Origin of the sequence: Acidovorax facilis (assembly GCF_050626955.1) — a bacterium.
GTDB lineage: Bacteria > Pseudomonadota > Gammaproteobacteria > Burkholderiales > Burkholderiaceae_C > Acidovorax > Acidovorax facilis.
This window is the reverse complement of sequence record NZ_CP192460.1, coordinates 36,793-53,334: the sequence shown is the minus strand read 5'-3', so window position 1 is coordinate 53,334 and position 16,542 is coordinate 36,793. Positions and strand designations below refer to the sequence as shown.

The following is a 16,542-nucleotide window of genomic DNA, read 5'->3' as shown; positions in this document are numbered from 1 at the left end:
GAGCCCGTCCCGTCAGTGTGCAGCACTCGCTGCCGAGGTCTTGCCATCCAGGCTGGGGTAGCGCACATGCTCCACCAGTTCCTGGATTTCCTTGCCCGGGGCCTTGGTGAGCAGCGAGACGATGATGATCACAGCAAAGCCCAGCGGCACACCGAACAGACCTGCCGAGATGGGCGCGATATCCCACCAAGTGTTGGCTTTGACGATTTCCGGCGTGATCGCCGTTCCGTGCGTGAGCTTGTACAGCCAGGGCTGGGTGGTCACCATGTAATAGAAGGTGATGCCCAGGCCGGCCAACATCCCCAGCGACGCCCCCCACTTGTTGGCACGTTTCCAGAAGATGCCCAGCGTCAGCGCCGGGAAGAACGCCGCCGCCGCAAACGAGAAGGCCGCCGACACCAGGAACAGGATGTCCGCTGGTTTCTGCGCCGCCACGTAGGCTGCTGCCAGGGCCACCAGCAGGAGCAGCAGCTTCGACACCATCACGCGGCGTGCCGTGGAGGCATTGGGGTCCAGAACCTTGTAGTACAGGTCATGCGACAGCGCGTTGGCGATGGTCAGCAGCAGGCCGTCCGCGGTAGACAGCGCCGCAGCCAGCCCACCCGCCGCCACCATGCCCGACACCACGTACGGCAGGCCAGCAATTTCAGGCGTGGCCAGCACGATGATGTCGCCACCGATGGAGATCTCCGCCAGCTGCAGGATGCCGTCGTTGTTGATGTCCACCACCGACAGCAGCGATTTGTCGACCGCCGACCAGCGCGCAATCCACTCCGGAAGGCTGGCGAACGGTGTGTTCACCAGCACGGTGTAGACCTCGTACTTGGCCAGCACTGCCAGCGCAGGCGCCGTGAAGTACAGCAGGAAGATAAAGAACAGCGACCAGCTCACCGATTCCCGCGCCTCGCGCACCGAGGGCACGGTGTAGTAGCGCATGAGGATGTGCGGCAGCGCGGCCGTGCCGATCATCAGGCAGAACACCAGCGCGAGGAAGTTCTTGCGTGCAACGTTCTGCGCGGCCTCATCCTTGCCGGGGAACGGCTCGGCATGGCGGATGGGCGGCGCCGACTTGGCTGCATTCGAGGTGCGCGCCGCCGTGTACGCGGTGCGGGCGTCCGCTTCATTCTTGGGCACTGCGGCCAGCGCGGCGGCAGCGGCGGCGATGTCGGGAGCGGGCGCATTGGCAGCCTTCAGGTCATCCAGCTTCTTCTGCGCTGCCGCCCGGTCGGCCGCCAGCGAAGCATTCACATCCTTGAGCTTTTCCACAGCCGCATCCGAGCGGGCCTTGTAGATGCCACGCACCTCTATTTCTTTGGGGTCCTTGATCAGCTCAGCCTCTTTGGCAGTCACCTTTTCCAGGGTGTAGCCATACACCGCCTGCGGCACAGGCACGCCCGTGTGTTTGACCGACAGCCACACCACGGGCAGCATGTACGCAACGATCAGGATGATGTACTGCGCCACCTGCGTCCAGGTCACGGCACGCATGCCACCGAGGAACGAGCAGACCAGGATACCGGCCAGGCCGGCAAAGATACCGATCTCGAAAGCCAGGCCCGTAAGGCGCGAAGTGATCAGGCCCACACCATAGATCTGTGCCACCACATAGGTGAACGAGCACAGGATGGCGGCCCCCACCCCGATCAGCCGGGGAAGGTTGCCCTCAAACCGCGCCCCCAGAAAGTCGGGAATGGTGAACTGGCCGAACTTGCGCAGGTAAGGAGCGAGGAACAGCGCCACCAGGCAGTAACCGCCCGTCCACCCCAGAATGAACGCCAGCCCACCATAGCCCGTCAGGTAGAGGGTGCCCGCCATACCAATGAAGGAGGCCGCCGACATCCAGTCCGCCCCTGTGGCCATGCCGTTGTAGATGGCCGGCACGCGGCGCCCGGCCACGTAATACTCCGCCGCGTCGTTGGTGCGGCTCATGATGCCGATACCGGCATACAGCAACACGGTGGCCGCGAGAAAAAGGTAGCCGATCCAGTTTTTGGGCAGGCCCATCTGTTCGAGTACCGCCAGCACCAACACAAAGCCGATGAAGCCACCGGTGTACCAGGTGTAGACCTTGTTCAGGCCCTTTTTGAAGTCGCCTTGCGACTGTCCGTCTCCGCCGAAGAGTCCCATCATTCTTCTCCTTCGGCAACGCCGTATTCGATGTCGAGCTTGTTCATGTGGCGGGCGTAGTACCAGATGATCAGGCAGTACACCACCAGAGCGCCCTGGGCAGCCACCCAGAACGAGAACGGCCAGCCGAAGAAGCGGAACGTGAGGTCGCGGGCGAAAAACACCACGACAAAAGTGACAAAGAACCATATGCCCAATAAAAGGGCCGTTATCTGCAGATTTTTGCGCCAGTATTCCTGGTGCTTGGCCGTCAGTTTCATTGCTTGCTCCTCCATGTCGTTAAAAGAACACTCACTCGGACTTCAGCGCTAAAAATCTGCACGCAAACCGGTCTCCCGCTCCAGTTGCGCGGCCACCTTGGGCTCGAATCCTTTCAAATGCCGTATTACGGCGCGTGCCTCCTCGGGCTGGTGCAGATCGACGTGCACACGCGCCATCTGATACCAGCCAAAGGGGCTCATGGGCTGCAGGCGGGTGTTGCGATCCAGGGCCTGCAAGGCCTCCTGAAGCCGCCCCTGCCGCACCAGCACCAAGCCCAGGCCGTACCAGGCCCGGTCCATTTTTTCGTCGATCTGCAGGGCCGCCCGGAACCCCTCTTCGGCCAGTGCCAGCTGGTCCAGCTGCTCGGCCACATAGGCATGGTTGAAGTGGGCATTGCACACCTGGGGCTGCAAGGCCAATGCCTGGGCGTAGTACTGCAGAGCCTGTGTCTTGTGGTCGCTGAGCAGCGCGTCGTAGGCGAGGCTGTTGATCGCCAGAACGTCCTGGGGCCAGCGCTCCAGAATCCGCTCAAACACGGCCTTGGCCGCAGCCTTGCGGCCCACAAACAGCAATGCTTTGGCACGCCAGACCAGCGCCTGACGCTCCAGCCGCTGCGACCAGGGGACGGGGGGAAGGGGAAGGCTCTGGGTCACTGGCATGCCTGTGCTCCCAGCTCCAGACAGAGGTCGATCTTGAGCTTGACGACCAGCACCCAGGCCATGAGCAACCAGCTGGCGGTGGCCAGCGGGATGTGCTGGTCCAGCACCTGGCGCGGGCTGACCTTGCGCGTCAGCCACAGGCAGGGCTTGGCGGCCACGTCCAGCATCTGCCAGAACACATTGGTGTGCCGCTTCGCCCCCGCCAACAGTCCCAGCAGAAACCGTCCCACGATGAACATCAGGGACAACTCGATCAGGCTTTTCAGAATGACAACGGTCAGGAGCATGGTGAACTCGATGCCTCGCTGTAAGGAAAAGGAAAGGTGGACGCACTCTGCGCAGGGTGTCTGACCGCTGGCTGACACAGGGCTTATCGCTAACTTACAAATCCCGCAAAAACCCTGCATCTTTTTTTTGCGATGCGATAAATCGGTGGAATCTGAGGCGCTCTTGCGGGAAAACACCAAGGGCTCCAAAACCCTTGATCGAGGTCAAGGCGATGCACATGGAAGGACTTCCCGCGTCGCCGGGCCGGGCATAGACTGCCGCCATGGAAAAGCCGCCCAGTCCGCCACCAGTTGCCAGCGCGCAGGCGCCGCTACAGCCATCGCACCACCTGCTGGCCAACTTCCGCCAGGACCTCCGGCAGCACGCCCCTTTTGCCCAAATGCTGGATGCCGAGGTGGATGATTTCCTGTCGCATTGCGAGCAGCAGTATTTCGCCCCCGGCGAGCTGGTGATTGGCCCGGAGAGCGGAACGGTGCAGTCGCTGTATTACGTGCGCCAGGGCGCCGTCACGGGCACCCGGGGGCTGGCCGAGGCGGTGGGCGCTTTCGAGTACGAGGCGGGCGACCTGTTCCCCGTCAGCGCCGCCTGGGCAGGCCGTGCTGTTACGGCCACGTACCGCGCCAACACCGACACCTTTGTGCTGGTGCTGGCCGTAGCCCACATGCACCGGCTGGCCAGCCGCAGCACGGCGTTTGCGCAGTACCTGGGCCAGCGCACGGTGCAGTTCCTCGCGCTTTCGCGCCAGGCACTGCAAGCCGCCTATGCCACCCACGCCGCGGCCGAGCAGTCGCTCGAAACCCCCTTGGGCACACTCATCGGCAAGAAGCTGGTGACCTGCGATGCCAGCACACCGCTGCACACCGCGCTGCAGACCATGCACCAGCAGCGCCTGGGCTCGATGCTGGTGGTGGATGGGGCCCGGCACCCTGTGGGCATCCTCACGCGGTATGACGTGCTGGGCCGCGTGGCGCTGGCCCAGCTGCCGCTGCACACGCCCATTGCGGAGGTCATGGTGCGGCCGGTGCGCACGCTCACCAGTGAACACTCGGCGCAAGACGCAGCGCTGCTGATGTCGCGCCACGGCATCCGCCACGTGCCGATCACCCGCGATGGAGTGGCGATTGGCATGGTGTCAGAGCGCGACCTGTTCGCCATGCAGCGGCAAAGCCTCAAAAGCGTGAGCACCGCGCTGCGCTCGGCCACCGACGTGGAGGCATTGCAGGCCTCAGCCCAGGACATCCGCCGCCTGGCACGCAGCCTGCTCGCGCAGGGCGTGCATGCGCGGCAGCTCACATCGATGATCAGCCACCTCAACGATGTGCTGACCGAACGACTGGTGCAGCTCAAGGCCGAAGAATTTGGCATCGATCTGAAATGGTTGTGCTGGCTGTGCCTGGGCTCCGAGGGGCGGGCGGAGCAGACCATTGCCACCGACCAGGACAACGCGATCATTCTGAACAACGACGTGTCCGACGAGTCGCGCGAAGCGATTCGGCACTTTGCGCATGCCGTCAACCTGGCGCTGGACGCCTGCGGCTACCCGCTGTGCCGGGGCGGCATCATGGCGGGCGAAAGCGCCTGCTGCCTCAAGCTCGACGAGTGGCGCGAGCGCTTCGGGCACTGGGTGGCGCAGGGCTCGCCCCAGGACCTGCTCAACGCCTCCATCTACTTTGACTTCCGGCCCCTGTGTGGCGATGTGGCGCTGGCCCAGGCGCTGCGCGCCGACGTGACGCTGGCCGCGCGCAACAGCCCGCGCTTTCTCAAGATGCTGGCCCACAACGCCCTGGGCCGCAGCGTGCCGCTGAACTGGCGCGGCGCCATAGACACCGACGAGCATGGCGCGCTGGACCTGAAGCTGCAGGGCACGGCGCTGTTTGTGGACGCTGCGCGCATCTACAGCCTGGCATTGGGAGTGCACGAGACCAACACGCGGCTGCGCCTGGAGGCCGCTGGCGCGCAGTGGCGCCTGCCCGATACGGAAACCGGCGCCTGGGTGGGCGGCTTCGAGTTCTTGCAGATCTTGCGCCTGCGGGTGCAGCTGGAGGCCGGAGGGGCTGAAGCCGCTCCACCCAACCGCATTGTGGTGGCCGGGCTCAACGACATCGACCGGCGCATCCTGCGCGAATCCTTTCGCGTGGCGCGGCAGCTGCAGCAGCGGCTGCAGTTGGACTACGACCGGTAGCCGCCATGCGCTGGCTGGAGCCGATCAGGCGCGCCCTTGGGCATGCCCCCGCCTACACCGGCAGCCGCTGGGTGATGCTGGACGTGGAGACCAGTGGCCTGGACATGCGCCATGACCGCCTGCTGGCCATTGCCGCCATTGCGCTGCGGGTGGACTGGCAGCGCCGCACGCTCAGCGTGGCGCTGGGCGACAGCTTTGAGGTGGTGGTGCAGCAGGACGAGGCATCGAGCAAGGACAACATTCTGCTGCACGGCATTGGCGCGCAGATGCAGCGCAACGGCATGCCCGCCGCCCAGGCGCTGCAGGCCTTTGAAAACTATGTGCAAGACAGCCCGCTGCTGGCCTTCCACGCGGCCTTTGACCGCAGCATGATCAACCGCCATGCACGCCAGCACCTGGGGCATGGCCTGCCCAACCCCTGGGTGGATGTGGACCACCTGTGCGCCGTCACCCACGAGCAGGTGCGCGCCCGCGCGCTGGACGACTGGATGGCGCACTTCGGCATCCGCTGCGCCGTGCGGCACCAGGCCGCCGCCGACACCCTGGTGGAATGCGACCTGCTGCAGCGCATCTGGCCCCGCGTGGCTGCGCAGTGCAGCAGCTGGGCTGACGTGCAGCGCCTGGCCACCCAGCACCGGTGGCTGGCCCGCCACCGGGATGGCAGCGGGTGAGGATGGCACGGCGTCGGGCCTCAGAGGCTGAGAGTTTTTAGCCAAGCCCGAAAGGCGCGCGAAAACGCCGCGGATCTAGGCGCAAAGCACAGCCATAGCTCGGGCTATGGCGAGCATTTGCAACGACGAGCCGGGGCGTTTTCGCGTGCAAGGCGGGCATGGATAAAGAACTCTCAGCCTCTTAGCCCTGCTTGAGGCCTGAAGGAAGCAGCTCGGGCGCAGCCCAGCGTGCCTCGCCTTCAGCCCCGGCAAACCAGTCGTCACCTTCCAGGTAGGAGCGCAGCATGGGCAGGCCATCCAGCCCCCAGAAAACCTTGCCGTCCACCACAAACGCAGGCACGCCAAACACCCCCGCCGCCTGCGCGGCCTCGGTGTTGGCGCGCAGCAGCGCCTTGGGGCCTTCGCTGTGCATGTCCTGCCCCGGGCGGATTTGTTCGGCCAGATCGGCCGCCAGTGCGGCCAGGCGTTCGGGGTCCAGCGCGTCGTGCCCGTCCTGCCACACGTGGCGCAGCACGGTACCCGCCACATAGCGGTTGATGCAACCGTCGTCGCTGCAGGTCAGCGCCTGGCGCAGCAAGGGCAGCGGGTTGAACGGGTGGCGTGCTGGCATCTGCAGCGGCGTGCCCTGCGCGTGGCCCAGCCAGGTCACGTGGCGGTAGGTCCAGGCGCGCTTGGGCGCAATGCCCGCGGGCCCCGGGTTGGCGTGCTGCTGCAGCAACGCGCCTAGCAGCACCGGGCGGTATTCGACGCTGTAGCTCAGGTCCACCAGCGCCTCGGGCAGGCGCTCAAAGGCCAGCCAGGCGTAGGGCGAAATGAAGTCGAGGTAGAACGTGATGTGCTTCATGGCTCAGCCTTCTGCGCTTTCTGGCTGCACCGGCACGGCAATGCCCGCCCGGTCCAGCAACTGGCGCCAGATCCCCCGCCGCAGGTGCGAGTCGGCACGCGACCAGATGCGGATCTCGTCGAGGGAGCGAAAGCAGCCCTCGCAGTGGCTGCGGTCGGGCGACATACGGCAGACCGAGATGCAGGGCGAGGGCACGGCCTCGGTGTTTTCAGCATCAAAATGGCCACCAGCGCTTATCTGCAAAGCGCGAACAGCTAGCAATTCAATAGCATTCATGCCGCAGACTCAGGTGCAACCACCTGCACCACATCCACCACGGGTGCACCCGTCAGCCGCTGAAGATCGCTGGGGTGCAGCGCAAACACACCATGCGGATGCCCCGCCGCCGCCCACACCACCTCAAAGCGCAGCAGGTCCTGATCGATCAGCGTGACGGGCGGCGTGGCGTGCGCCACGGGCGACACACCGCCGATGGAAAAGCCCGTGCGGCTTTTCACGAAGTCGGCATCGGCGCGGCCGATCTTGCCGCCCACGTGGGCCTCCACCTTTTTCTCATCCACCCGCCGGTCGCCCGAGGTGACCACCAGCACGGCCACATCATCGCTCTTGCGGCGAAAGATGATGCTCTTGGCAATCTGCCCCACGGCAATGCCCAGCGCATCGGCCGCCTGCTGCGCGGTGCGCGCTGCGTCGTCCAGCATCTGCGGCCGGTGGGGGTGGCCCAGGGATTCCAGCGCTGCAGCCACGCGCTGCACACCTTCAGGCAGATTTTTCAGTTCAGCTCCACACATCGTTTCTTACTCCGAAATCACAATCGTCGGGGCTATTTTGATCGCTCAGGCGCGACCCCAGCCAGTGCACCCGTGGAACTGGCTTCGCCAGGCCACCGGGTGCGTCCCCCTCCCGCGCAGCGAGAGAGGGGTTAAGACGCGCAGCGTCTCAGGGGGTGCTTCATCCTTACCCCGCACGTTTGGTCAATAGCGCGTTGGCAGCGCGGGAGTTGGGCTTGCGGCCCAGAAAGTCGCTAATGTAGGCACCCGCGTCGATGAGCTTGTCGAGGTCGATGCCCGTCTCGATGCCCATGCCCTGCAGCATGTACACCACGTCTTCGGTGGCCACGTTGCCGGTGGCGCCCTTGGCATAGGGACAGCCGCCCAGCCCGGCCACGGACGACTGGAAGTTCCACACGCCCAGCTCCAGCGCAGCCAGCGTGTTGGACAGCGCCTGCCCGTAGGTGTCATGAAAGTGGCCCGACACCTCGTCGATGCCAAAGTGCTGCAACGTGGCCTCCAGCGCCTTCTGCACCTTGCGCGGCGTGCCCACGCCGATGGTGTCGGCCACGTCCACACGCTGCACACCAATGCCCTGGAGCAGGCCCGCCAGGTACGCCACACGCTCAGGGGCAATGTCGCCTTCGTACGGGCAGCCCACGGTGCAGCTCATGGCGCCGCGCACACGGATGCCAGCGGCCCGTGCGGCCTCCACCACGGGGGCAAAACGCTCGATGCTCTCGGCAATGCTGCAGTTGATATTGCGCTGGCTGAAGGCCTCGCTGGCAGAGCCGAAGACGACGATCTCGTCGGGTTTGTCCAGCACGGCAGCCTCAAAGCCCTTGAGGTTGGGCGTGAGCACCGAATACGCGACACCGCTCTGGCGGGTGATACCGGCCATCACCTCATGGTTGTCGGCCATCTGCGGCACCCACTTTGGACTGACGTAGCTGGTGACTTCGATCTCTTTCAGGCCCGCCTGCTGCAGGCGGTGCACCAGCTCGATCTTGACGGCGGCTGGGACTGGGGTCTTTTCGTTCTGCAGGCCGTCGCGGGGGCCAACGTCGATGAGGCGAACGCGGGAGGGAATGCTCATGGGGCTACCAAGGGTGGATCAAGGAATCCGACATTGTCTCGCCTGCGCCTCCACAGGGCCACCCCATATCGTGCCAGACCATTCGCCGGACGCGCCATCAGCCAGTACGGGGCCATCACCCGCCACCTCTTGCCGCAGCAGGGCCACCATGGCCTGCGCCGCCAGCGACAGCGGCCGCCCGCGCAGCGTGATCAGCCCGATGGGCCGGTGCAGCACGGGCGCCTTGAGCGCTCGCGTGACCACCTCGGGCCTACGCACCACCTGGGCGGCCAGTTCGGGCAGCGCGCTCACGCCCAGCCCCGCAGCCACCATGGCCGCGATGGTGGCCAGGTGTTCCACCTCATAGCGCGGCGCAAAACGGATGCGGTGGGTCAGCAAGGCTTCTTCCGCATACTGCCGCACGCTGGTACCTGCGGGCATGGAGATGTGCGGCAGCTCGGCCACATCCGCCCAGGCAATGGCGCTGCGCCCTCGGGCCAGCGGGTGCGTGCGCCCCATCAGCAGCACAAAGCGGTCGGACACCAGCGGGGTGTAGTCCAGGTCGGCATAGGCGGGGTTGGCAGCGGTGAGTGCAAAGTCCACGCGCCCGGCGCGCACCATGTCAAAGGCCGGGCCGGCCAGGCTGTCGATCAGCTCCATCTGCACGCCCGGGTGCTGCGCGGAGAACCGGGCAAAGGCCCGTGGCACAGCCCCTGCGGCCAGCGACGGCAGCGCCGCCAGCGCAATGCGGCCCACCTGCAGCTGCGCCACCTCCTGCACGCGGCGCACGGTCTCCTCCATCTGGTGGCGCAGAAACCGCGCCTGCTCCGCAAACACCTCGCCCGCCAGCGTGAGCTGCACCGTGCGCGTGGTGCGCTCGAACAGGCGCACATCCAGCATCTCCTCCAGCCGCGCCACCGTGCCCGACACCGCCGATTGAGAAAGGTGCATCTGCAAGGCCGTGCGCCGAAAGCTCAGCGTCTCGGCCAGGGAGAGGAACACATCCACCTCGCGGGCGGACCAATTGATCTTCATAACCGATCAGTCTATCGAAAAAGACGTCTGGACCGCGCAATTCGAGCCCCCTAGACTGAATTCAACGCAAGCACACCGCTTGAGCAGATTGAGAGCAACAAGGAGACACGATGGAGAACAGTTCGCCGCGCAACGCACGCACCGTGGTGGTAGGCGGAGGCACCATGGGGGCCGATGTGGCCGTGGTCCTGGCCAGGGGCGGCGCGCAGGTCACGGTGGTGGACCCCCACGCCGCACGCCGCGACCACCTGCTGCCCCACATCGCCCAGGAGCTGGCCGCCGCAGGCCAGGCCACCCACGCCGGCCCGGTGCAGGTGTGCGCCAGCCTGCAGGATGTGGACTGGAGCGGCGTGGTGCTGGTGGTGGAATGCATCACCGAGCAACTGGCTGCCAAGCAAAAGCTGTTTGCCGAGCTGGAAACCGTGGCGCCCCCCAACGCCGTGCTGGCCAGCAACAGCTCGGGCTTTCCCATCAGTGCCATCGCCCAGGGGCTGGCCACGGCGCAGCGCATGCTGGGCCTGCACTTCTTCATGCCCGCGCACCTGGTGCCGCTGGTGGAGGTAGTGCTGGGCGAGCGCAGCGACCCGGCCCTGGGCACCTGGCTGCACGCCTTCATGCGTGGCTGCGGCAGCGTGCCGGTGCTGGTCAAGAAGGACAAGCCGGGCTTTCTGGCCAACCGCATGCAGCATGCGCTCTCGCGCGAGGCGTTTGCGCTCATCGACGAAGGCATTGCCTCGCCCGAAGACGTGGACGCCGCCGTGCGCTTTGGTTTTGGCTTCCGCTTTCTGGCGGCCGGGCCGGTGCTGCAGCGCGACCACGCAGGCATCGAGGTGCACACCGCCGCCGCCGCCACCATGTACCCCACGCTCTCGAACACCGACGTACCCGCCCAGGCCCTGCGCGACAAGGTGGCCCAGGGCACCTTGGGCATGAAGACGGGCAAGGGCTTTTTCGACTGGCCCGAAGACCGCAAGCAGGCCGAACGCGCGCGCTACGACACGCTGCTGCGCCAGGGCCTGGCCCTGCTTGCCAGCGAGCTGCCCACCATCGAGCCCCCCCACCGCCACCTCACCGACGGACACCCCATCGACCACCGGAGCCCGCGCATGAGTGCATCGCCCGCATCACCCACCATTGCCAGCCAGTGGGTTGACCCGCTGATCGTGACCGTGGCGCCCAACGGCGCCTACAAGCAGCCTGCCGACCACTCCGCCGTGCCCATCACACCAGCCACGCTGGCCACCACGGCCAAGGCCTGCCTGGACGCGGGAGCGGCCATGCTGCACATGCACATACGCGACGCGCAAGGCCGCCACAGCCTCGATGTGGAGGGCTACCGCGAGGCGCAGCGCGTGGTGCGCCAGGCTGTGGGCGACGCGATGGTCATCCAGATCACCAGCGAAGCCGCAGGCGTGTACCAGGCCCCCGCGCAGATCGCCATGGTGGAGGCCCTGCAACCCGAGGCCGTGTCCATCGGACTGCGCGAAGTAGACAAGCCCGAGATCGGCGAAGCCGGACTGCAGCGCTTCTTCACCGGCCTGGCCCAGCGCCGCACCATGGTGCAGGTCATCCTGTACGACGTGGCCGACCTCCGCCGCTGGCAGGCACTGCGCGCCAGTGGCGTGGTGCCGGATGCGCCTTGGTTCCTGCTGTTTGTGCTGGGCCGCTACAGCGCGGGCCAGACCTCCAGCCCGCGCGACCTGTTGCCTTTTCTGAACTCCCATGACGGCAACGAGCCCTGGGCCGTGTGCGCCTTCGGGGCGGCAGAGAACGCCTGCGTGGCCGCCGCCGCCGTGTTTGGCGGCCACGCCCGCGTGGGGTTTGAAAACAACCTGCTGTGCAAGGACGGCAGCGTGGCCCCCGACAACACCGCGCTGGTGCGCCAGGCCGTCGAAGCCGCCGCCGCGCTGGGCCGCCCGCTGGCCACCGCCGCCGACATCCGGCAGCGTTTTGGCGCAGGCTGAGCTACCCCGCCCCACAGCGCTCCCCATTCATTGACATCAACCCGCAGCAGACGGGTTTTATCCATCCCCACAGGAGACAGACATGCACCACCGCCACCTTTCCTTATCCACGCATCGCGGCGCCCGGCGCACCGTGCTGCACGCAGCCCTTGCCGTGCCCCTGGCCCTGGGCATCACAGGTCACGCAGCGGCGCAAACAGCGGCCACCGCCTTCCCCAGCAAGACCATCCGCTTTGTGGTGCCCTACCCGCCCGGTGGACCCACCGACCTGATGGCCCGCATGCTGCAGCCCGAGCTGCAAAGCCGCCTGGGTGTGACCGTGGTGGTGGACAACAAGGGCGGCGCCGGTGGCAACACGGGCAGCGCCGAGGTCGCCAAGCAGGCGCCAGCGGACGGCCACACGCTGCTGCTGGCCGCCAGCGGCCCGATGGCGGTCAACCCCTCGCTGTACGCCAGCATGCCGTTCAACCCGATGTCTGACCTGGCACCGGTGATCCAGCTGTCGGCATTCCCGCTGGTACTCGAAGTCCACCCCTCGCTGGGCGTGAAAACGGTGGCTGAGCTGCTCGCCATGGCCAAGGCGGGCAAGCCGGTGCTGAATTTTGCATCTGCCGGCAACGGCACACCGCAGCACCTGGCGGGCGAGCTGTTCAACACCACGGCGGGCGTGAAGATGGGGCACATCCCCTACCGGGGCGCTGGCCCCGCGCTCAACGACCTGATCGGCGGACAGGTGAACGTGATGTTTGACATAGTCGGTAGCTCCCTGCCCCACATTCAGGCGGGCAAGCTCATCCCGCTGGCCGTCACATCCAGCGAACGTGCCAAGGTGCTGCCCAATGTGCCCACCATGGCGGAGGCTGGCATTGCGGGCTACCAGATCACCGGCTGGCATGGCATTGCGGTGCGAGCCGGCACCCCGCAAGCCACCGTCGACAAGCTCAACGCCACGGTGAATGCGATCTTCAAGGAACCGGCCTTCCGCGCCAAATGGGAAGCCATTGGCACGCCTGCGGTGGGGGGCACGGCGGCAGATTTCGGGGCGCTCATCAAGGCCGACGCGCAGCGCCTGGGCAAGCTGGTGCGCGATGCCGACGTGACGGTGGATTGAAAAGGCACACCCTCTGTGCCCGCGCACAGAGGGCTATGCGACAGACCTGGGTCGCAAGCGCAGCAACAGCCAGCCCAGCGCCATGCCAATGGCACTGGACAGCAGCATCACCGTACCGGTCACGATCTTCACGGCGGTGGAGCTGCTGATTTCGGCCTGCGACGGGTCTTGGGCGGAGTAGCGCACCGAGACGGTCTCACCCACCTCGTGGATGGCCTGCTGCTGGCGTGCGACCGAGTCTGTGAACCGGAATCTCCGCCCATCGCCCGCCACAAACTCCACAATGCTTTTCTTGGCAAGTCCCCGGCGGTGGGATGGGCCTGTCATGATTTCTTCATGCGCCACCACCCGGCCCTTGGCGGTGTGCGTGTCGCCCAGCATGTTCATGCCAGAGGCCAATAACCACGCCGCACCCAGCGCGGTCAAGGCGCTGGGCACCAGCAGGATCCAGCCCAAAAGGCCAAAGAAGCGGCGGAAGGTGGAGGTGCTCATGCCTGCCATTCTCCACGCTGGCGAGCGCGTGGACCGGCGGCCTCAGTAGCCTCGCGCGGGGTTCACGATGCCCGCCACCGTCTCGCCGTGCTCCAGCGCCACCATCTTGCGTGCGATCTGGGCAATGCTCTCGTCGCGCAGCGTGCGCGCCGAGGTGTGGGGCGTGACGGTGATGCGCGGGTGCGTCCAGAACGCATGGCCTGCGGGCAACGGCTCGGTGCGGAACACATCGAGCGTGGCGCCTGCCACATGGCCGCTGTCAATGGCGGCCAGCAGGTCTTCGTCCACCAGGTGAGCGCCGCGCGCCACATTGATCACGTAGGCACCCGGCTGCAGGCGAGCGAGCGTGTCCTTGTTGATCACGTTGGCCGTATCGGGCGTGAGCGGCAGCAGGTTGACCAGCACGCGGCTCGCGGCCAGAAAATCTTGGAACTGGTCCGCACCCGCAAACGCGCGCACGCCGTCGATGGCCTTGGGGCTGCGGCTCCAGCCGTTGATGGGAAATTCAAACTGCGCCAGCGCCTTGACAACCCGCTCGCCCAGCACGCCCAGGCCCATCACGCCGATGGGGTAATCGCTGCGCAGGCGCGGCTTGCGGTAGCCCCAGCGGCCCGCCTGGGTGTCGGCCTCATAGCCGTCAAACTCGCGGAAGTGGCGGATGACCGCGTGGCACACGTACTCGGCCATCTGCACGGCCATGCCTGCGTCGTCCAGGCGCACCACCAGGGCCTCGGGAGGCAGGCGCAGTTTGAGCAGGGCATCCACCCCCGCGCCAATGTTGAACAGGGCTTTGAGCGCTGGCTGTTCGTCCATGAACCGCTGGGGTGGTGCCCAGACCACGGCATAGTCGGCCTGCGGGGCGCCGGGTTGCCACACGGAAATCTCAGCGCCGGGCAGCGCGGCGGCCAGGCCCTGCAGCCAGGGTTCGGCCTTGGTGTCGGTACAACAAAAGGTGATTTTCATGGGGCCCAAGCGTAGCCGCATTGGGCCCCCTGCGCTGTCACCTGCAGACGACTCGGGACACTGCGTGGGCTCAGGCCTTGTCGACGGCTACCAGCTTGAGCAGTTCTGCTCCCTCGGTCACCTGGTCGCCCGGCGCATACAGCAGCTCCTGCACCACACCATCCGCAGGGGCAGCAATGGTGTGTTCCATCTTCATGGCTTCCATCACTGCCAGCGGTTGACCCTTGGTTACCGCATCGCCCGCCTCCACGGCAAACGACACCACCTTGCCAGGCATCGGTGCTGTGAGGCGCCCGCCTTCAGCCGCAGCCTCGCCCGCGTGGGCCAGCAGGTCGATGGCAGTGATCTGCGTGGCGCCCAGCGGGGTGAATACGTGGTCCACCTCGCCCTGGGCATACACAGCCGCACGCGTGCGCTGACCTGCAAACTGCAATTCGATGCCCTGCCCCACAGCGCTGAACACCAACGGCCCGGCCACTGCGGCATCGCCTTCGCCGACGGCCAGATGCAGGCTGCCACCACGCTCGTAGGTCAGCAGCGCCTTGGCGCGCTCACCACCAAACTCGAACTCAAACCGGCGCTGCACCACGCCATGGGTGTGAAAACCATCGCGGCGGCTGAAGGGGTCCACGCCCTCGCTGGCGCGCTCGCGCAGCAGGGTCTGAGCCACGGCGGCAGCAGCCGCCAGGGGCAAGCCCACGGGCTCCTGGTGGAACAGCACCGCCTGCTCGCGCGGGATCAGCGCGGTGTCCAGCTTGGCGCTGGCAAATGCCTCGGTGCGGGCCACGCGGCGCAAAAACTGCACGTTGGTTGCCAGGCCCACGATGTGGGTCTGGGCCAGCGCCTCATCCAGCCGGGCCAGGGCTTGCGCACGCGTGTCGCCGTGCACGATGAGCTTGGCCACCATGGAGTCGTAGAACGGGCTGATCGCATCGCCCTGGCGCACGCCGGAATCCACGCGCACCGCGCACCGTTCGAAGGTCACACACTCGGGCAGCGCGTACACGTTGAGCGCCCCGGTGGCAGGCAGGAAGTTGTTGTCGGGGTTCTCGGCACAGATGCGGGCCTCGATGGCGTGGCCTGTGATGCGCAGGTCTTGCTGCTGGAGCGGCAAGGGCTCGCCCGACGCTACACGCAGCTGCCACTCCACCAGGTCGAGGCCGGTGATCGCCTCGGTCACGGGGTGCTCCACCTGCAGGCGGGTGTTCATCTCCATGAAGTAGAACTTCATCTGCTCGGGGGCGTCGTAGCCGCCGGGCTGCTCGACGATGAATTCCACCGTGCCCGCGCCCACGTAGTTCACCGCCCGTGCTGCGGCCACGGCAGCCTCGCCCATGCGGGCGCGCAGCTCCGGCGTCATGCCGGGGGCGGGCGCTTCTTCCAGCACCTTCTGGTGGCGGCGCTGCACCGAGCAGTCGCGCTCAAACAGGTACACGCAGTTGCCGTGCGTGTCGCCGAACACCTGGATCTCGATGTGGCGGGGGCGCTGCACGTATTTTTCGACCAGCACCGCATCGTCGCCGAAGCTGTTGATGGCCTCGCGCTTGCACGAATCGAGCGCGGCGCCAAAATCCTCGGCCTTGTCCACGGCGCGCATGCCCTTGCCACCACCACCCGCGCTGGCCTTGATGAGCACCGGGTAGCCAATGCGGTCCGCCTCGCGTTGCAGCAGTGCCGTGTCCTGGTCCGCACCGTGGTAGCCGGGCACCAGGGGCACCTGGGCCTGCTCCATCAGGCGCTTGGACTCGGCCTTCAGCCCCATGGCATTGATGGCGCTGGCAGGCGGGCCGATGAAGACCAGGCCCGCATCGGCACAGGCCTTGGCAAAGTCTTCGTTCTCGCTCAGGAAACCGTAGCCAGGGTGGATAGCCTGCGCGCCCGTGGCCTTGGCGGCGTCGATGATGCGCTCCCAGCGCAAGTAGCTGTCCTTGGGCGCGCTGCCGCCAATGTGCACTGCCTCGTCGCACACGGCGACATGTTTGGCGTTAGCGTCGGCATCGGAATACACGGCGACGGTTTTCACGCCCAGGCGCTTGGCGGTGGCGGCCACACGGCAAGCGATCTCGCCTCGATTTGCGATGAGTATCTTGTTGAACATTT

Annotated in this window: 16 protein-coding genes and 1 pseudogene; 5 read left to right on the top strand and 12 right to left on the bottom strand. The window is 66.3% G+C overall.

Going from position 1 to position 16,542, the window contains the following annotated elements:
• Positions 1-12: 12 nt before the first annotated feature.
• From ACQ4MJ_RS00255 to ACQ4MJ_RS00240, 4 genes are read right to left on the bottom strand one after another with little or no spacing between them, the layout of a single operon-like run.
• On the bottom strand, positions 13-2,130 hold the full coding sequence (locus tag ACQ4MJ_RS00255; protein ID WP_431150808.1) for a sodium:solute symporter family protein: 2,118 nt from the start codon (positions 2,128-2,130) through the stop codon (positions 13-15).
• Positions 2,127-2,387, bottom strand: coding sequence for a DUF4212 domain-containing protein (locus ACQ4MJ_RS00250; RefSeq protein ID WP_431150809.1), 261 nt, complete (start codon positions 2,385-2,387; stop codon positions 2,127-2,129). Before ACQ4MJ_RS00250 ends, ACQ4MJ_RS00255 begins: the two co-directional genes overlap by 4 nt.
• Before the next feature lie 48 nt (positions 2,388-2,435).
• Positions 2,436-3,047, bottom strand: coding sequence for a tetratricopeptide repeat protein (locus ACQ4MJ_RS00245; protein ID WP_431150810.1), 612 nt, complete (start codon positions 3,045-3,047; stop codon positions 2,436-2,438).
• The gene (locus ACQ4MJ_RS00240; protein WP_228896056.1) at positions 3,038-3,334 is read right to left on the bottom strand and encodes a hypothetical protein; all 297 of its coding nucleotides are present in this window, start codon (positions 3,332-3,334) and stop codon (positions 3,038-3,040) included. Before ACQ4MJ_RS00240 ends, ACQ4MJ_RS00245 begins: the two co-directional genes overlap by 10 nt.
• A gap of 263 nt (positions 3,335-3,597) precedes the next feature.
• Between ACQ4MJ_RS00240 and ACQ4MJ_RS00235 the strand changes: the two genes are divergently transcribed.
• Entirely contained in the window at positions 3,598-5,517 is a 1,920-nt protein-coding gene (locus ACQ4MJ_RS00235; protein WP_431150812.1) for a DUF294 nucleotidyltransferase-like domain-containing protein, read from the top strand.
• Positions 5,518-5,522: 5 nt separating this feature from the next.
• Positions 5,523-6,188, top strand: a complete 666-nt coding sequence (locus tag ACQ4MJ_RS00230) for a 3'-5' exonuclease (protein WP_431150813.1) — start codon at positions 5,523-5,525, stop codon at positions 6,186-6,188.
• A 181-nt stretch (positions 6,189-6,369) separates the two neighbouring features.
• Here ACQ4MJ_RS00230 and ACQ4MJ_RS00225 read toward each other — a convergent pair whose 3' ends face one another.
• From ACQ4MJ_RS00225 to ACQ4MJ_RS00205, 5 genes are all read right to left on the bottom strand, one after another.
• The gene (locus tag ACQ4MJ_RS00225) at positions 6,370-7,032 is read right to left on the bottom strand and encodes a 2-hydroxychromene-2-carboxylate isomerase (RefSeq protein ID WP_431150814.1); all 663 of its coding nucleotides are present in this window, start codon (positions 7,030-7,032) and stop codon (positions 6,370-6,372) included.
• Between the two features lie 3 nt (positions 7,033-7,035).
• Complete coding sequence (locus ACQ4MJ_RS00220) at positions 7,036-7,308, bottom strand: DUF1289 domain-containing protein (protein WP_121421243.1); 273 nt, start codon at positions 7,306-7,308, stop codon at positions 7,036-7,038.
• Positions 7,305-7,823, bottom strand: a complete 519-nt coding sequence (locus tag ACQ4MJ_RS00215; protein WP_055393041.1) for a YbaK/EbsC family protein — start codon at positions 7,821-7,823, stop codon at positions 7,305-7,307. The genes ACQ4MJ_RS00220 and ACQ4MJ_RS00215 overlap by 4 nt, the downstream gene beginning before the upstream one ends.
• 166 nt (positions 7,824-7,989) lie before the next feature.
• The gene (locus ACQ4MJ_RS00210) at positions 7,990-8,898 is read right to left on the bottom strand and encodes a hydroxymethylglutaryl-CoA lyase (protein WP_121508489.1); all 909 of its coding nucleotides are present in this window, start codon (positions 8,896-8,898) and stop codon (positions 7,990-7,992) included.
• A gap of 18 nt (positions 8,899-8,916) precedes the next feature.
• Positions 8,917-9,912, bottom strand: a complete 996-nt coding sequence (locus tag ACQ4MJ_RS00205; protein WP_431150815.1) for a LysR substrate-binding domain-containing protein — start codon at positions 9,910-9,912, stop codon at positions 8,917-8,919.
• Positions 9,913-10,022: 110 nt separating this feature from the next.
• Between ACQ4MJ_RS00205 and ACQ4MJ_RS00200 the strand changes: the two are divergent.
• From ACQ4MJ_RS00200 to ACQ4MJ_RS00190, 3 genes and pseudogenes are all read left to right on the top strand, one after another.
• Positions 10,023-10,964: pseudogene (locus ACQ4MJ_RS00200) on the top strand (3-hydroxyacyl-CoA dehydrogenase family protein); the annotation flags it as partial.
• Between the two features lie 54 nt (positions 10,965-11,018).
• Complete coding sequence (locus ACQ4MJ_RS00195) at positions 11,019-11,876, top strand: 3-keto-5-aminohexanoate cleavage protein (protein ID WP_431153136.1); 858 nt, start codon at positions 11,019-11,021, stop codon at positions 11,874-11,876.
• A gap of 82 nt (positions 11,877-11,958) precedes the next feature.
• Complete coding sequence (locus ACQ4MJ_RS00190; protein ID WP_431150816.1) at positions 11,959-12,987, top strand: Bug family tripartite tricarboxylate transporter substrate binding protein; 1,029 nt, start codon at positions 11,959-11,961, stop codon at positions 12,985-12,987.
• A 33-nt stretch (positions 12,988-13,020) separates the two neighbouring features.
• Here the strand turns inward: ACQ4MJ_RS00190 and ACQ4MJ_RS00185 are convergent, their stop codons facing one another.
• From ACQ4MJ_RS00185 to ACQ4MJ_RS00175, 3 genes are all read right to left on the bottom strand, one after another.
• Positions 13,021-13,479, bottom strand: coding sequence for a DUF3592 domain-containing protein (locus ACQ4MJ_RS00185; protein WP_099729221.1), 459 nt, complete (start codon positions 13,477-13,479; stop codon positions 13,021-13,023).
• A gap of 42 nt (positions 13,480-13,521) precedes the next feature.
• Positions 13,522-14,442 carry a 2-hydroxyacid dehydrogenase gene (locus tag ACQ4MJ_RS00180; protein ID WP_099729220.1) on the bottom strand — a complete coding sequence of 307 codons (921 nt, stop codon included), beginning with the start codon at positions 14,440-14,442 and terminating at the stop codon, positions 13,522-13,524.
• 70 nt (positions 14,443-14,512) lie between these two features.
• On the bottom strand, positions 14,513-16,540 hold the full coding sequence (locus tag ACQ4MJ_RS00175) for an acetyl/propionyl/methylcrotonyl-CoA carboxylase subunit alpha (RefSeq protein ID WP_431150817.1): 2,028 nt from the start codon (positions 16,538-16,540) through the stop codon (positions 14,513-14,515).
• Positions 16,541-16,542: the final 2 nt, after the last annotated feature.

What these genes read in the sequence shown, in the direction of transcription:
- ACQ4MJ_RS00205 (WP_431150815.1), bottom strand. Translation starts at nt 9,912, where the DNA reads ATGAAGATCAATTGGTCCGCCCGCGAGGTGGATGTGTTCCTCTCCCTG.
- ACQ4MJ_RS00225 (WP_431150814.1), bottom strand. Translation starts at nt 7,032, where the DNA reads ATGAAGCACATCACGTTCTACCTCGACTTCATTTCGCCCTACGCCTGG.
- ACQ4MJ_RS00180 (WP_099729220.1), bottom strand. Translation starts at nt 14,442, where the DNA reads ATGAAAATCACCTTTTGTTGTACCGACACCAAGGCCGAACCCTGGCTG.
- ACQ4MJ_RS00235 (WP_431150812.1), top strand. Translation starts at nt 3,598, where the DNA reads ATGGAAAAGCCGCCCAGTCCGCCACCAGTTGCCAGCGCGCAGGCGCCG.
- ACQ4MJ_RS00190 (WP_431150816.1), top strand. Translation starts at nt 11,959, where the DNA reads ATGCACCACCGCCACCTTTCCTTATCCACGCATCGCGGCGCCCGGCGC.
- ACQ4MJ_RS00185 (WP_099729221.1), bottom strand. Translation starts at nt 13,479, where the DNA reads ATGAGCACCTCCACCTTCCGCCGCTTCTTTGGCCTTTTGGGCTGGATC.
- ACQ4MJ_RS00175 (WP_431150817.1), bottom strand. Translation starts at nt 16,540, where the DNA reads ATGTTCAACAAGATACTCATCGCAAATCGAGGCGAGATCGCTTGCCGT.
- ACQ4MJ_RS00230 (WP_431150813.1), top strand. Translation starts at nt 5,523, where the DNA reads ATGCGCTGGCTGGAGCCGATCAGGCGCGCCCTTGGGCATGCCCCCGCC.
- ACQ4MJ_RS00250 (WP_431150809.1), bottom strand. Translation starts at nt 2,387, where the DNA reads ATGAAACTGACGGCCAAGCACCAGGAATACTGGCGCAAAAATCTGCAG.
- ACQ4MJ_RS00215 (WP_055393041.1), bottom strand. Translation starts at nt 7,823, where the DNA reads ATGTGTGGAGCTGAACTGAAAAATCTGCCTGAAGGTGTGCAGCGCGTG.
- ACQ4MJ_RS00195 (WP_431153136.1), top strand. Translation starts at nt 11,019, where the DNA reads ATGAGTGCATCGCCCGCATCACCCACCATTGCCAGCCAGTGGGTTGAC.
- ACQ4MJ_RS00255 (WP_431150808.1), bottom strand. Translation starts at nt 2,130, where the DNA reads ATGATGGGACTCTTCGGCGGAGACGGACAGTCGCAAGGCGACTTCAAA.
- ACQ4MJ_RS00210 (WP_121508489.1), bottom strand. Translation starts at nt 8,898, where the DNA reads ATGAGCATTCCCTCCCGCGTTCGCCTCATCGACGTTGGCCCCCGCGAC.
- ACQ4MJ_RS00245 (WP_431150810.1), bottom strand. Translation starts at nt 3,047, where the DNA reads ATGCCAGTGACCCAGAGCCTTCCCCTTCCCCCCGTCCCCTGGTCGCAG.
- ACQ4MJ_RS00220 (WP_121421243.1), bottom strand. Translation starts at nt 7,308, where the DNA reads ATGAATGCTATTGAATTGCTAGCTGTTCGCGCTTTGCAGATAAGCGCT.
- ACQ4MJ_RS00240 (WP_228896056.1), bottom strand. Translation starts at nt 3,334, where the DNA reads ATGCTCCTGACCGTTGTCATTCTGAAAAGCCTGATCGAGTTGTCCCTG.